The 13,954-nt window shown below is 58.3% G+C and carries 14 protein-coding genes; 9 read left to right on the top strand and 5 right to left on the bottom strand.

What is annotated here, in order from left to right:
* The first annotated feature begins 11 nt into the window (after positions 1–11).
* From B9A97_RS23160 to B9A97_RS23180, 5 genes are all read left to right on the top strand, one after another.
* The gene (locus tag B9A97_RS23160) at positions 12–674 is read left to right on the top strand and encodes a conjugal transfer protein TrbF (RefSeq protein ID WP_084368187.1); all 663 of its coding nucleotides are present in this window, start codon (positions 12–14) and stop codon (positions 672–674) included.
* A gap of 17 nt (positions 675–691) precedes the next feature.
* Positions 692–1,504 (top strand): P-type conjugative transfer protein TrbG, encoded by an 813-nt coding sequence (gene trbG / locus B9A97_RS23165; protein ID WP_084368188.1) that lies wholly within the window; start codon positions 692–694, stop codon positions 1,502–1,504.
* A gap of 2 nt (positions 1,505–1,506) precedes the next feature.
* Positions 1,507–1,944: a conjugal transfer protein TrbH gene (gene trbH, locus B9A97_RS23170; RefSeq protein ID WP_084368189.1), complete on the top strand. Its 438-nt coding sequence runs from the start codon at positions 1,507–1,509 to the stop codon at positions 1,942–1,944.
* 13 nt (positions 1,945–1,957) lie between these two features.
* Positions 1,958–3,253 (top strand): IncP-type conjugal transfer protein TrbI, encoded by a 1,296-nt coding sequence (gene trbI / locus B9A97_RS23175; RefSeq protein ID WP_084368190.1) that lies wholly within the window; start codon positions 1,958–1,960, stop codon positions 3,251–3,253.
* A 323-nt stretch (positions 3,254–3,576) separates the two neighbouring features.
* A complete protein-coding gene (locus B9A97_RS23180) occupies positions 3,577–4,281 on the top strand; it encodes an autoinducer binding domain-containing protein (protein WP_084368191.1) in 705 nt (234 codons plus the stop codon).
* Here B9A97_RS23180 and B9A97_RS23185 read toward each other — a convergent pair.
* Positions 4,278–4,601, bottom strand: coding sequence for a transcriptional repressor TraM (locus B9A97_RS23185; RefSeq protein ID WP_084368192.1), 324 nt, complete (start codon positions 4,599–4,601; stop codon positions 4,278–4,280). The two genes, B9A97_RS23180 and B9A97_RS23185, sit on opposite strands and share 4 nt — an antisense overlap.
* A gap of 201 nt (positions 4,602–4,802) precedes the next feature.
* On the opposite strand from B9A97_RS23185, the gene B9A97_RS23190 reads away from it, so the two are divergent.
* Positions 4,803–5,018, top strand: a complete 216-nt coding sequence (locus tag B9A97_RS23190) for a helix-turn-helix domain-containing protein (RefSeq protein WP_084368193.1) — start codon at positions 4,803–4,805, stop codon at positions 5,016–5,018.
* Between the two features lie 344 nt (positions 5,019–5,362).
* Here B9A97_RS23190 and B9A97_RS23195 read toward each other — a convergent pair whose 3' ends face one another.
* From B9A97_RS23195 to traA, 4 genes are read right to left on the bottom strand one after another with little or no spacing between them, the layout of a single operon-like run.
* Positions 5,363–5,989 carry a TraH family protein gene (locus B9A97_RS23195; RefSeq protein WP_084368194.1) on the bottom strand — a complete coding sequence of 209 codons (627 nt, stop codon included), beginning with the start codon at positions 5,987–5,989 and terminating at the stop codon, positions 5,363–5,365.
* 13 nt (positions 5,990–6,002) lie between these two features.
* Positions 6,003–7,163 (bottom strand): conjugal transfer protein TraB, encoded by a 1,161-nt coding sequence (locus tag B9A97_RS23200; RefSeq protein WP_084368195.1) that lies wholly within the window; start codon positions 7,161–7,163, stop codon positions 6,003–6,005.
* On the bottom strand, positions 7,153–7,683 hold the full coding sequence (gene traF, locus B9A97_RS23205; protein WP_084368196.1) for a conjugative transfer signal peptidase TraF: 531 nt from the start codon (positions 7,681–7,683) through the stop codon (positions 7,153–7,155). Before traF ends, B9A97_RS23200 begins: the two co-directional genes overlap by 11 nt.
* Before the next feature lie 32 nt (positions 7,684–7,715).
* Positions 7,716–11,036 (bottom strand): Ti-type conjugative transfer relaxase TraA, encoded by a 3,321-nt coding sequence (traA, locus tag B9A97_RS23210; RefSeq protein ID WP_084368223.1) that lies wholly within the window; start codon positions 11,034–11,036, stop codon positions 7,716–7,718.
* Between the two features lie 256 nt (positions 11,037–11,292).
* Here traA and traC point away from each other — a divergent pair, with 256 nt between their 5' ends.
* The 3 genes from traC to traG are packed head-to-tail and all read left to right on the top strand — an operon-like array spanning position 11,293 to position 13,754.
* On the top strand, positions 11,293–11,592 hold the full coding sequence (gene traC, locus B9A97_RS23215; RefSeq protein WP_084368197.1) for a conjugal transfer protein TraC: 300 nt from the start codon (positions 11,293–11,295) through the stop codon (positions 11,590–11,592).
* Positions 11,593–11,596: 4 nt separating this feature from the next.
* Complete coding sequence (locus B9A97_RS23220; RefSeq protein WP_084368198.1) at positions 11,597–11,812, top strand: type IV conjugative transfer system coupling protein TraD; 216 nt, start codon at positions 11,597–11,599, stop codon at positions 11,810–11,812.
* Positions 11,799–13,754: a Ti-type conjugative transfer system protein TraG gene (traG, locus tag B9A97_RS23225; RefSeq protein ID WP_084368199.1), complete on the top strand. Its 1,956-nt coding sequence runs from the start codon at positions 11,799–11,801 to the stop codon at positions 13,752–13,754. Before B9A97_RS23220 ends, traG begins: the two co-directional genes overlap by 14 nt.
* Positions 13,755–13,954: the final 200 nt, after the last annotated feature.

Below are 13,954 nucleotides of genomic sequence, written 5' to 3' on the forward strand. Positions count from 1 at the left end.
GGGAAACAGACATGGCCGCTGACCGCGCCCCTGAAAGCCCATATCTTGCCGCGCGGCAGGAATGGACGGAGAGATATGGATCATACGTCCAAGCCGCGCGCGCGTGGCGGATCGTGGGCATCCTCGGATTGTCTATGGCCGTGATCGGCTTCACCTATGCGATGTATCTCAGTACGCAGGTCAAGCTCATTCCCTATATCGTTGAGGTCGACAAGCTCGGCACGTCGGTGACGGCGGGCTTTCCGCAGCAGATCGAGTATGCCGATGCCCGCGTCGTGCGAGCGACCCTCGGCAACTTCATCACGAGCCTCAAGTCGATCACGCCGGATGCGGTGGTACAGAAGCAATACATCGACCGGACCTACGCACTTCTGCGGACATCCGATCCCTCGACACAGAAAATCAATGCGTGGTTTCGCGCCAACTCGCCTTTCGAGCGGGCAAAGACATCGACGGTTGCCATCGAGGTCAACAACATTGTGGCCCTTTCCAACCAGACCTATCAGATCGACTGGACGGAATATGAGCGTGATCGCAAGGGCAAGGAAACCGGAACCCGCCGGTTTCGCGGAATTGCTACCGTTGCGATGACAGCGCCGCAAGACGAGGCGACCATCCGCCTCAACCCGATCGGTCTTTATGTCCAAGACTTCGACTGGACTGCACAGCTCTAAGGGCAGGGAAATAGACGATGCAAAGAACTGGATTGATCGCGGCGATCGGCTGCATGGCCGGACTTGTCCTCGGCGAAAGTGCGATTGCGCAGGACATGACCTCGAATGAGGTCAAGGGGACAAACATCTCACGGAAATGGCGTGGGACCCCCGGCCTGGTCACGACAGGGCCAGATGGGAAGGTCATTTTCCTTTTCGGCGAAGTGCAGCCCTCGGTCGTATGCTCACCTCTCCAAGTCTGCGATATCGAGTTGCAGGGCGGCGAAATTGTCCGAGACGTGCTCGTCGGTGACACCGTTCGCTGGAAGGTGGAGCCGGCAACATCGGGCGCGACAGGCGGCCAAGCCATCCATCTTATCGTCAAACCCTCGGAACCCGGTCTTGTCACGTCGATGGTCGTGACCACATCACGTCGGACCTATCATATCCAGCTGAAATCGCACCCCAGCCAATACATGGCACGGGTGGGCTTCGAGTATCCGGAGGACGCATCTACCAAACTCGCCGACATCAACGCGAGGCTTGAAACCGGCGGGATTGCCGGAACCGCTCCTGACAAGTTGAACTTTTCCTACACGGTAAGCGGAAGCGCATCGTGGAAGCCGAAACGTGTCTATTCCGATGGCGCCAAAACATACATTCAATTCTCCAAGACGATATCGGGGCAGGATGCCCCGGTCCTATTCGTGGTGAGCGGCGGGCAAAACCGCATCGTCAACTATCGAATGAAGGACGCCATGATGATCGTCGACTATGCAGTCGACAAGGCCGTGCTTTTGTCAGGCGTTGGCTGGCGTCAACAAAAGATCACGATCCGGCGGGGAGGGTGATCATGCGAACGATCACGCTCCTCATTCTCATGGCGGCACTTGCCTCCGGCTGCCAAAGCACAAGTGAGTTCATGACCACAAGCTCCATCCCGGTCGCGATCACGGGTCCCGCCGCAGGCGCCATTGCTGGCGATATGGCAAGCCGTCTTGCCGAACAGATCGGACCGGCTGGTAGGAAATCCATCAAAATGGAGAATGACCAGAGCGAATATGCGATGGCGCTAGAGGCCGCATTGAAGGGCTGGGGCTACACCGTCATCACCGATGGCAAGGTAGCGAAAGACCAGAAGCCGATCGAGATTTCCTATTCACTGGATGGTTTTGACGGGCAACTCTTCGCACACCTCGGAACTCCCACCGTCGCGCTTGGTCGCACCTACGTCGTGACTTCCACCGGCGCGACGCCGTCGAGCCCGCTTTCCGTCATGCAGCGAAATTGAGGAGGCCGGCCATATGGTCCAATCGCTCCAACTTGGCAATCCCGCAGGATCTGATAGCCAGCAGGGGATGCGTCGGCTCAATCGCCTGCCAATCATCGTCGCCGTCACGATCATCGTTCTATTCTTTGGCGTGGTGATCATCGGCCTCTCCTGGCGCGGCCTCTCGTTCAATCGGGATAGCGATCTCGACAGTGCTTCCGGCACGCCGGCCACGAATTTCGGCGACCAGCTTAAGAAAGGCGTGACCGATGGGATCATTGGCGAACCGGAAAGCCGAGAAATCTTTCAACCGACCCCGGTCGTCATTCAGAGGCAGGAAAAGCAAGAACCGGCTATCGAGCAAAAGGAGGTTCGTGAGGCCCGTCAGTCGCGGCTTGAGCCTGAAGAGGAATGGAAGGCACGGCTAAAGAGAGAGCAGGACGAACAGTATATCCGTGAAGCGCAGCGTCAGCGGATGGCGCAATTGCAGGCGAGGGCAACCGCTTTCGATTCACCTCTCAAGGTCGATGTATCGGAAGTCGCTGAAAAGCCTGATGTCGGCGAGGATCTAAGCCAGCGAGGCAACGTTACGGGCAATAGCGCATCTGATCTTTACGCGACGGCCATAAAATCAGGATTGCTCGGGCAAAACGTCGATCCAAACGCCCAAGCCACCAAGGAAGACTTCTTCAATCAAGACATTAAGGATCTGGGCTATCTACCGAACCGGGTGGTGCCTCAATTGTCACTCTACGAACTGAAGCGCGGTTCGGTCATTCCAGCGACGCTTATCACCGGCCTGAACTCTGATCTCCCGGGAAGGATCACGGCGCAGGTCAGCCAGAACGTCTATGATAGCGCCACCGGATATCGCCTGTTGATACCCCAAGGCGCAAAGCTGTTTGGGCGATACGACTCCAAGGTTTCGTTCGGTCAGGAGCGTGTTCTGGTCGTGTGGACAGACCTCATCTTCCCAAACGGTTCGACCTTGCAGATCGGCGGGATGGCTGGCACCGACGCCGAAGGATATGGAGGCTTCAAGGACAAGGTCGATCGTCATCTGTTACGCACGTTTGGCTCTGCTGCGCTCGTTGCGCTGATTGGCACGGGCATCGACATGTCTGTGCCGCAGAGCTCAACCCTTGCGACACAGGACACTGCATCTGAGGCCGCGCGCAGAAATTTCGCAGAATCCTTTGGTCGTGTGGCTGAACAGACTATTTCAAAAAACCTGAATGTGCAGCCAACGATCCGGATCCGGCCGGGCTACAAGTTCAATGTGCTGGTCGATCAGGACATCATTTTTCCGTCTGCCTATCGCGGTCGATGACGATCGCGATTGAGTAGATCGAGCAATGCGGGAACCCACCGCTATAGAGAGGCTTCTGACCACCACACCAATGGCAATGCTTTCATATTCCCGTCATCTTTCGCAGGAACGAAATATCCGTTACAATTAATCCGCGAACCTCGATGGTCGATAGCAATCAACAATCAGGGTATCGCACATAGTAAACATGAACGTGCCCATGTCTCGTTCACTATCCGAAGTCCCGGCCGGCAGAGCGCAAAGTCGCAAGATGGACTGCAGATCCCCTCAGGTACAGGGAGAAGCGCGGTCCACTACCAGGCCTGAAATTAGGAGATACGTCTATGGACGCCACTGCTCAGACTCTTATCGACATGCTGGACGTGGCCCAGGACGAGCAAATGGTGAAGGGAGCAATAAAAAGCTTCGCAAACGCGTGCGGCTATACTCAATTCGCCTACCTCCATACCGAGGGCTTGGACATAAGGACATTCAATACATATCCGGAACCATGGCAGAAGGCCTATCTCGGCAACAACTATTCTCGAATCGATCCGGTTATTACAGAAGCAAAACGGCGTGGCGATGTTTTCAGTTGGACATGTGAAGACTGGCCGGCCCGTGGCAGCTCAGATCTGAGGCGATTTCGGGACGAAGCCATAGATCATGGAATTCGCTCGGGCGTTACAATCCCTGTGAACGGCAGCTTCGGGGCAACGCACATGTTGACCTTCGCCTCGAACGCCAGATCGGTGGATATATCAGGACTTCTCGATGACCGAACCGCCGTTCAGATCGTCATCGCCATTCACTACCGGCTGAGAATGATTGGCGCGTCGACGGTTCTCAATCCAAAGCAAGCACTCTCGCCAAGGGAACTTCGATGTGTCATGTGGGCAGCGAAAGGCAGGAACACACCTGATACGGCAATGCTGACTGGCATCAATGCCCGGACTGTGCAGCACTACCTCGACAACGCCAGGCGAAAATTCGATGCACAGACTCTACCGCAATTGATCGCAATGGTGAAAGATCGCGGGCTGTTCTAGTCGTCACCGCTATCGTCGCGAACGTCTGGGACATACCCAAGCAGATCCAGAATGCTGGATAACTGCTCTTGTTGGGCTTCCGCTGCCCTCTGTCGGGCGAGATACTCATCCTGCAGGCTTTTCATAATGTCGCCTGGCGTGTCCGGATTGTTGCTGGCGCGCAGCCATTCCTCGTAGACAGCTTCGTCAGCGGCCATGGACCGTCGTTGCTCTCGGATCTGCTCGACGGCGAAAGCTTCAAGTTCGGCTTTGGGCATCGAGCTGTTGGGACAGCTGAAAGCCAGCTTCTGCGATTTGGCGGGTAACGCATCTTTCTTCATTCGCTTTAGTAGACCAATTGTTTCCAGATCTAAACTTGCTCGCAACAAATCGACGCCGTGGCGCCGACACACGAAAACGACTCTCGCGAACCGTCCCGCAACAACCGAAACCTTCGGATCCTTCCACCTTTACCATCTCGGCGGCGGAATCGGAACTATCGTTCCTGGAACGATCATTCTTATTGCGGCTCCCCTCTTGCCATGGATCTCAAGGAGGTCATGGCAATTAACCTGCGTCGGGTCCGTCATGACAAGCAAATGACGCAAGAAGAGTTGGCCCATCGGGCAGGCTTAAGCGTGCGTTACATTGGAAAGATCGAACAAGGGCATGTCTCAGCCAGCGTAACCGTGCTTGGTCAAATTTCCCAGGCTTTGGGTGTAGAACCCGCAGAACTCGTAACCCGAGCCGTCCGGTGATGCGAGAGCAGGTCCGCAAATAAGGGAGTTCGTAACAGCCCCTATCGCAGCTAGCCGCTTTCACCCTGAGCGGATTGCTAAGGCAACCGGAAAGACGAGCTCTACAAAGCTCGCCAAAAAAGCCTGCCGCGGGAGGGTGCGGCAGGCTTTGATTGGTGAGCAGCGACTTGGAGGAGGAGTGTCGCTGCCCGATTGGCACTCTTGGGAAGTGGGTAGAGTGCCGTAAAACCGAAATGCACAGGAGGAGGTGCGCATCTCAACTTCGGTATTGTATTCGCAGGCCGGTGCCTGAAGAAAGCAAAAATACTGCAGCGCACCATTGCCCAACATGCACACCTCTCGTTTTAGTTTTTCCCACCGATCCTTGAAAGATCGATGCGCATTTCAGCTGACCAAGCGTCTGTCGCTGCCCCAGGCGGCGTAGCGGAGATCTCACCAGGCTCCTCTTCCAGCCCCACCTCTCCTTCCGCTCGCGCGTTTGGCAAAGGCTTGCCGCGAAGGAACGCCGCGCCACCTGGATCGTCAGCTTGGAAGACTTGCGTGCCTTCGAACACCCCTGTTCTCCAGGCATGGACCGCATCATCGATCAGCTGCGGCATGACCTCCCTGCTTGTCGGACTACCATACCATTTCGTCACGATGCGGGCGACCTTCGCGAATAGAACCGTGCCGCGCTTGAGATTTTCGCAGGGGTCAATGAGCGTAGCATCAAGCTGAGCAATATCGGTAATGCCAACGCCTGCAGGATATTGCGTGAGACCGACCCTCACATTCGCTTTTCCCACATACTGTCTCATGATCTTGAGCGCCGCCACAGGTGATTCCGGTTTCGGAACAAGAACCAGGCGTCCTCCGGACTTGACGGTGATCGCCAAGGGATCGTCGGAGCCTGCCGCAGCCACGAACTGTTCGACGATCGCGGGCGTCAGGGAAGGATCGGCACATTTTTCGATCAGCGCTACGTCAAGCATGAGGACCGTCCAGTCAGATGTTGAATGAGAGGATGACGGGTTTGCCGAAGAGGCGACCCCAGGCTCGGGCACTCGTGCGCTGGATGTCGACGATCGAAGTGCCTGATGTCCACCAGCCGTTGCCCACAGCAACGATCACATCGGGATCGTGCAACATCGATTGGAGAACCGGCCAGACGATCAGCTGTTCGTAGCAAATCAGAGGCGCAATCCTGAAGCCATCGATTTCTACGACCGGATTTGCGAAGAAATGCGCTTTCGCGCCGCCGCCTTGTCCGGTGAGGCTCCTCCAAGGTTGCCACATCGAACCGGGAACGGGCATGCGCTCGCGATAAAGGATTGCGCTTCTATCCGCACTGATCGAAACGAGCACATTGTCGTACCCCTTCGCGTCAATGAGCGCGGCACCAGCGATCACTGTAGTCCTGGTCTCTGCGAGCGCCCTTTGCCAAAGCCGCGCAAGTGTCGGCGTCCAGTAGCCGAGTGCGCTCTCCGGCAGGACAACGAGATCAGCTGGCCCCTGACGGCGAACAAGTTCGATCAGTGCCTCTTGGCTCTCAAGGCTCGCGTCGCGACCGAGAGAAGATCCCATTTCCAAGTCGACACCTTGCCACGACGCAGGTAGACTATGCTGCGTCCACTCAGCGGCGGACCAGAGCCAGAAGCCGGTCATGGCAATGGCAGCAGCCGGCCACCTGCAGGTCGTCATCGCGCCAAGGCCGGCTGCCATCGCCAACAGACCCAACCAGCCCCAAACTGGAAACAAGACACCGGCGGCGGTAATCGGATGCGCCCATCCGGTAATCCCGAACGGCGGGATCGCCATGATCACACAGGCGATCAGGAAACGGTTGGGCTTTCGCCAACCGGCGCAATCGGTCCAGAGTGCTGCATGCACAATGACGAAACCGGCAGAGGCGACCAGCCACAAGAGTAGACCGGGCCAGATATCTGATGAATAGAAGTGCGCTACGCCCTGCGGCAATCCCCGCGATGCGGCGAGGAAATAGGCAGCAGAGATGACCGTTGCCTGCAGTCGCGTATGCGCCAGGGACCAGAGCATCGGGAATGCAGCCGCGACGGGCAAGAGAAGTACATGACCGCTCCAACTGATCCACCCAGCACCCGTTGAGAGTGCCACGAGGACACCCGACTGGAAGAGCTTACGGCGCATACGTCCAGACCTCTCGCGCCAATCCGAGTATCCCATCCATCGGCAAAGGACCGAAATATCGGCTATCGAACGATGCCGGAAACTCAGAATACAAAAACACGGTGCCGGGCGGAACGACACCGCCGTCGTACCACTCCATCTCACGCCCCTGGCCATCCGTCCGTGCGACGCGCGAGTAAGGAAGCAAACGACCATTGATGCGGACATCATCATGGATCTCGATCACCTGTCCGGAAGCTGCAACGACGGTCTTGATCAGCGGTGCGACCCAGCCGGCGCAGAGGCCGAAGCGCAGATATCCACGCGCACGCGCCTCACGCATGGCAGCAGTGTCTGGCGGGCAAATAAAGACCATATCGCCGACCAAGATCGGACGATCGGGTCTGACGATCCGCCACAGACCCAGCGGCTCACTCGGCGTCAGATTGATTCTGAAGCCCTGGCCTGCGAGCAGCACAATGAGGCCAAGCGTAAAAAGGCTGACGCTGCTGCTCCGATAGAACCAGACGAGCCGTTTCATGCGCCGTATCACTTTATGTCGATGACGCATCTTCATTTGAGGGTGAGCCCCTGAGATTTAGTCTGACGCAGCGCTTCGGTCTGTTTGAGTGCCGTCACACTGCGCTCATGGGTGAACAGTTGCTGCACCGTCCGCATCGTATTCCAGGCCTGTTGCACTTCGCTCCTTTGAGGGGCATTCATTCCTGACGTGACGCGCTGGAATGCCTCGCCGTTGGCATCTTTCGCAGCGAGGGGCAGGAAGGTCCTCTCTCCAAAACGTTCGGTGACGGCTTTGGCGAAACCTTCCAGTTCCGCCTTCACCATTTTGTCTGCAAGCGCATATTCGAGACCGGCGGGGAGATCGTTTCGATCGATGGCATCGCGGACGCGTTCCAAGACACTTTTCGCACTGGCTGAGAGAGCGGGGATCTCCAGTGCGACCTGTCTGCGAGCCGCCAACTCTTCTGCGTGATTTCGGCGTTCCGTATCGCCACGTCGCCTCAGATAGTCGCTGATGCTGTCGGCGAGTGGTGTGACGTTTTTGAGCGCCCGATCCCGGTCCGCCTTCTCTGCGCGGCTGGCGAAGACCCCGGTCTTGCCCTTGAGCGCGCCGAAGGCCTCCGGCTCCGCTGCGATCCTTGCGATTGTCTTTTCCGCTATAGCTTGATCGCGCAACATCGCGTCCACATCGGCGGCTTTGAAGGCGCTTTCTGGCTGCGCGTAGACTTGGATAAAGCGCATCGACACCTCCTCCCACTGCTTCTTGAGTGCCGGGTCGGCGGCGATCTTGTCCTCGACAGCCTGAACGATCGATTTCGGGAATGTGGTGATACCGGCCACCATAGGCTTCGCCTCCTTTGCTGCGATGGGAACTGTGCTGGTTTTCAAGGTTGCGAAGCGGAGTTTGGTGCCGATGGACGCAAGCCGGCCGGCGAGATCGACAAGCCTCTGTTTCTGCCGAACCGTCCATTCAAGACGGTCGCGCGCGACGGTTCTGGCGACGTTGACGACGTGCATCCCGCGCGCTTCGGCAAAGCGGAGAGCCTGCCGGTAGATACTGCCGCCGGCATAATCGAGGGTCGTTTCCTTGGAGTTCCTACGCGACAGGATTTCGACCAGGCCGCCAGCCTTGGCGAAGGATCGGCTGCCATAATAGACACCAAGATCCTCGCGGTGTCGGGTCATCGCGACATAAGTCAGGTGACGATCGAGCGAGAGCGATGCAAGCACCTTGACGCGGTCGACCGTCGCACCCTGGCTCTTGTGCACCGTGGTAGCATAACCGTGATCGACATTGTTATAGAAGCGCTGCTCGACGGTAACCTGGCGCAGGTCCGTACCTTCGCCAACCGCTGCAACAAGCCGACCGGGAGTGGCTTCCACCACTTTCCCCAGCATGCCGTTCTTGACGCCCATCGATCCCTCGTTCTTCAGGAAGACAATCTGGTCCCCGGCCGCAAAGCTCTTGATACCGTCGGCGGTCTTGAACGCGGAACCCTGTTCGACAATCCCGCGCTCGATCAGCTTGGCGCGCGCCAGTTCATTCAGCATTCGGACGTCGCGACGCAGGTGCGCGAGGATCAGTATAGACTTGGCGGGGTCGTAATCCTGGTTCCAGTCAGCGATGAGGTTGGCAACGGCATCTGTCTTCAGCTCGGAGCCGATCATCTTGCCATTGGACTGATAGGCTGCGACCGCTTTGCCGACATTGCCACGCGCGAGATCAAGCGATGCGTCGCGCATCCATTGCTCACGCTGGCGATAGATGGTTTCCAGTTCCGCATAACCGACACGATCGGCGATTGCCCGGAACGCCGCTCCGGCTTCGATCGGCTGAAGCTGATCCGGATCACCGACGAGTACGAGTTTGGCGCCTGCCTTCGTGACCGCGTCGACGAACAAGGCCATCTGCCGTGACGACACCATGCCGGCTTCGTCCAGAACGAAAACCGTCTTCTCATCGAGTTGCCCGCGATCTTGCTTCCAGCCGAGCTCCCAGGACGACAGCGTGCGCGAGACGATGCCGGCCTCCTTCTCCAGACCTTCAGCCGCCTTACCAGCAAGCGCCCCACCAACGACGCGATATCCCACCGCGTCCCAGGCTTCGCGCGCCGCCTTCATCATGGTTGTCTTGCCGGCTCCGGCGCGGCCGATCACGGCGGCGATCCGCTCATTGCCCGCGACATGTTCGATTGCCGTTTTCTGCTCTTCAGACAGACGCTCATGGCGGGCAAACGTTGCCTCCAGCACGGACTTTGGCATGCCATGCGACGACTGCTGCGAGAGCCAGATCGCCCTGTTCGCCATCTCGGCTTCGAGCTTAATCAGTTCCCGCGTCGTATATTTTGCAGGCGCCCGGACCCCTTTCACAAAGTCCACACGTTCGCGATCAAGACGCAGGGTCTCGGGGCTTTGCAGAATGCGCGCCATCAAGCTTTGGAAGAGACCCGCATCGTCAATATAGCGATGTAGAACCTTCGCGACATCGCGTTCATCGAAGACACTTCTTTCCCGCGCGATCAGGTCGAGCACGATCTCCGGATGACGCTGGATCCAGCGGGCGTTCTCGGTCCGCCGCTCTTCCTGCGACGCCAGACGTTCGAGCGCTACCCTCTCGTCTGCCGATTCACCCCCGATAGCCGCCTTCCTCTCGATAGCTTTCGTACCGACGCCAAGATGAATGGTTGCGGTGAGCTCGATACCCTGCTTCTCGAAAGATCGTCCATCGACGCGGATGTCGAGACCGGCCAGCGCCAGATGCCGGTTCTGGCAAGCAAACCAACCGTCGCGAAACACATTGAAATCGCCCGTCCCTCCGGCCCAAAGTTCGTAGACAATTTTGCCAACCGCGTTGCGAAGAGGCACACCGTCTGGTCCAGGCACGGCGACCTTCTTTGAGCCAAAGCCGTCCTCGGTCAGCGGCCGCAGCGTCGTCATAAGATGAACATGCGGATTGCCAGGCACGTCATGGAAAACCCAGTCGGCCACCATGCCCTGGGCCGTGATGTACCTTGCCACGAAGTCCCTGACGAGTTCGATGTTTTGCTCGACAGTCAGTTCGATCGGTAGTGCAATAGTCACGTCCTTGGCCAGCTGCGCATCGGAGCGTTTCTCGACCTGTTCCACCCTGTTCCAGAAGGCTTCGGAAGCTCCGGACACCGAGCGGTCTGCGATCATCGCCCGCAGCCATTCCGGCGCGTCGGCGGGAATGACGAACTCCTCGTGCAGCAGGCCCTGCTTGCGGGTGTAGTCGATCGTCCGGGCCTCTCGCGCGTACTCCATCTTTGCGCAATGCCGGTAGGCCGCCGATAGCACAGCGCTGCGGCCGGAGCCACGGGCGACGATGCTGACTGAGAAATGGGGTACGGCCACGGCAAGTTGTTTCCCGGTTGCGAACAAAATCAAATGGTTCTGTCCAAGCGCGGAACGCGTCGGCCCAAGGCCAAAGGCAGAGCGTCGCAACAGCGACGTATAATTGCGCCCTTCGGATCCGTCCTTGCGAACGGATGGGATCATTCCTCAAAGCATCGCCTCTGGCGATTGTAGGATTCACAGTAGTGCGTTGCGCACTCCGCGCTGAAATCTTCTGCCTGACGGCATCGACGTTCAGCGAAAGGATACCAACGGAATGAAAAAGCCTTCCTCGAAAATCCGCGAAGAAATCGCCAAGCTCCAGGAGCAGCTCAAGGCAGCGGAAACCAGAGAGGCCGAACGGATCGGGCGCATCGCTTTGCGCGCTGGTCTTGGCGAATTCGAGATAGACGAGACCGAGCTTCAGACGGCCTTCGAGGAGGTGGCGAAACGGTTTCGCGGCGGCCCGACAGCACAAAGTTCTGGATCGAACGGGAAGGAGAGGGGAGGCGCGAGCATTGGGCAGATTTCGGCGAAGCCGATTTTCGAGGCTCCAGGCGGCTCTGGCGAGGCTTGAGCGCATGGCGAGGACGGCGACATCAGACTCCCGCAAAAAAGACACGCGCGAAAAGATCGAGCTTGGAGGGCTGATCGTGAAGGCTGGCCTTCGGTTCGAAAAGCGGGCCACGCTGCTCGGCGCTTTGATCGAGCTTGCAGATCGGCTGAAGGCGGAAGCCGGAGAACGTGAGAGACTGAGAGCAATCGGCGCAGAGGCCTTCGGTGATGACGGCGAATAGGGTTATTCTCTCCATCCTCCCGCTCATGCTGATGATCGCGGCCGCCGTCGGTTTGACAGGGATCGACAAATCGCTTGCGTTGCTTGGCAAGACTGAGGCCCAGCGCGCGATGCTCGGCAGGATCGGTATCGCGACGCCATATGTTGCCGCCGCCGCGGTCTGCATCATCGTTCTCTTCGCGGCGGCCGGATCGGCGAGCATCCGACTCGTTGGCTGGAGCGCGGTCGCAGGGAGTGGCGTCAACATTCTGCTAGCGGCGGCGCGCGAGACATCGCGCCTCACTGCGTTTTCTGACAAGGTTCCCCAGGGCAAATTCATCCTCGCCTATCTCGATCCAGCCACGATGATCGGAGCGGTTGGTATGCTGATGACGGGATGCTTCGCGCTTCGTGTTGCGCTGATCGGAAACGCGGCTTTCGTCCGGCCCGAACCCAAGCGGATCGTCGGCAAACGCGCGCTGCACGGAGAGGCCGCGTGGATGACGCTGACCGAGGCCGAGCGGCTGTTCGGTGCAGCCGGCGGCATCGTGATCGGCGAGCGTTCCCGTGTCGATCGTGATGGCGTAGCCGTTCGTGGGTTCCGCGCCGATGACACGGATACCTGGGGTGAAGGAGGAAAAGCGCCATTGCTTTGCTTCGATGGCTCCTTCGGCTCATCTCATGGGATTGTCTTTGCCGGCTCCGGCGGCTTCAAGACGACGTCGGTGACAATCCCGACCGCATTCAAATGGGGAGGATCGTTGATCGTGCTCGATCCTTCCAACGAGGTGGCGCCGATGGTATCGAAGCATCGCGAGGGCGCGGGGCGAAGGATCCGCATCCTCGATCCCCGCCAACCGACGATCGGCTTCAACGCGCTCGCCTGGATCGGGAAATTCGGTGGTACGAAAGAAGAAGATATAGCCGCCGTTGCGTCCTGGCTCATGAGCGAGAGTGGACGCGCGAGCGGCGTCCGCGATGATTTCTTTCGAGCGTCCGGTCTTCAACTCCTGACCGCAATAATCGCCGACGTCTGCCTTTCCGGCCACACGCCGGCAGAGCAGCAGACGCTTCGCCAGGTGAGGGCCAACCTGTCGGAGCCGGAACCGCAACTTCGCAAGCGGCTACAGGACATCTACGACAATTCAGAATCGGCGTTCGTGAAGGAAAACGTGGCCGCGTTCGTGAATATGACGCCGGAAACGTTCAGCGGCGTCTATGCCAATGCGATCAAGGAGACACATTGGCTATCGTACCAGAACTACGCAGCTCTGGTGTCCGGCTCTGCATTTTCCACGGACGATATCGCGTCAGGCAAGACGGACGTGTTCATCAATATCGACCTGAAGACGCTTGAGACGCATGCGGGGCTCGCGCGCGTCATCATCGGCTCGTTCCTCAACGCGATTTACAATCGGGATGGAGTGATCGAAGGCCGTGCCCTTTTCCTTCTCGATGAGGTGGCGCGCCTCGGCTACATGCGCATCCTGGAGACAGCGCGCGATGCCGGGCGCAAATACGGTATCACCCTGACCCTACTTTATCAGTCCATCGGCCAGCTACGCGAGACATACGGTGGACGTGACGCATCGAGCAAATGGTTCGAGAGCACGAGCTGGATTTCATTTGCTGCCATCAACGATCCGGAAACCGCCGAATACATCTCCCGCCGCTGCGGCATGACGACGGTTGAAATCGACCAGGTCAGCCGCAGTTATCAGGCACGGGGTTCATCGCGGACGCGGTCGAAACAGCTTGCAGCGCGTCCGCTCATCCAGCCCCATGAAGTTCTGCGAATGCGGGCCGACGAACAGATTGTGTTTACCGCCGGCAATCCGCCGCTCAGATGCGGTCGCGCCATCTGGTTCCGGCGCAACGATATGAAAACCTGCGTCGGGCAAAACCGGTTTCATCAACCGGCTGCTCGATCGGGTCATCTCTTGAGCAAGGATCAATCGGAGTAGCCAATGTGCGATCCGATCTTGCCATTGCGGGAGGATCGTCACCGGAATCGGCGAAGACTGCTTGTGGGCTTCGTTCGCGCTGGCGAATAAAGCCGTATGCCGAAGGCGGGCCGCCCAACCTTGTCGCGACCCATTCTTCACAGAACTGAATCGATCCTGCACAATCGATTCACAAGTCTCGTTGGACGCGAGAGGCAGTT

Origin of the sequence: Rhizobium sp. RU36D (genome assembly GCF_900176345.1) — a bacterium.
Taxonomy (GTDB): Bacteria; Pseudomonadota; Alphaproteobacteria; order Rhizobiales; family Rhizobiaceae; genus Allorhizobium.

Excerpts from the sequence above, each read along its gene's own strand:
- B9A97_RS23160 (WP_084368187.1), top strand. The coding sequence starts at position 12 with ATGGCCGCTGACCGCGCCCCTGAAAGCCCATATCTTGCCGCGCGGCAG.
- trbG (WP_084368188.1), top strand. The coding sequence starts at position 692 with ATGCAAAGAACTGGATTGATCGCGGCGATCGGCTGCATGGCCGGACTT.
- trbH (WP_084368189.1), top strand. The coding sequence starts at position 1,507 with ATGCGAACGATCACGCTCCTCATTCTCATGGCGGCACTTGCCTCCGGC.
- trbI (WP_084368190.1), top strand. The coding sequence starts at position 1,958 with ATGGTCCAATCGCTCCAACTTGGCAATCCCGCAGGATCTGATAGCCAG.
- B9A97_RS23180 (WP_084368191.1), top strand. The coding sequence starts at position 3,577 with ATGGACGCCACTGCTCAGACTCTTATCGACATGCTGGACGTGGCCCAG.
- B9A97_RS23185 (WP_084368192.1), bottom strand. The coding sequence starts at position 4,601 with ATGAAGAAAGATGCGTTACCCGCCAAATCGCAGAAGCTGGCTTTCAGC.
- B9A97_RS23190 (WP_084368193.1), top strand. The coding sequence starts at position 4,803 with ATGGATCTCAAGGAGGTCATGGCAATTAACCTGCGTCGGGTCCGTCAT.
- B9A97_RS23195 (WP_084368194.1), bottom strand. The coding sequence starts at position 5,989 with ATGCTTGACGTAGCGCTGATCGAAAAATGTGCCGATCCTTCCCTGACG.
- B9A97_RS23200 (WP_084368195.1), bottom strand. The coding sequence starts at position 7,163 with ATGCGCCGTAAGCTCTTCCAGTCGGGTGTCCTCGTGGCACTCTCAACG.
- traF (WP_084368196.1), bottom strand. The coding sequence starts at position 7,683 with ATGAAACGGCTCGTCTGGTTCTATCGGAGCAGCAGCGTCAGCCTTTTT.
- traC (WP_084368197.1), top strand. The coding sequence starts at position 11,293 with ATGAAAAAGCCTTCCTCGAAAATCCGCGAAGAAATCGCCAAGCTCCAG.
- B9A97_RS23220 (WP_084368198.1), top strand. The coding sequence starts at position 11,597 with ATGGCGAGGACGGCGACATCAGACTCCCGCAAAAAAGACACGCGCGAA.
- traG (WP_084368199.1), top strand. The coding sequence starts at position 11,799 with ATGACGGCGAATAGGGTTATTCTCTCCATCCTCCCGCTCATGCTGATG.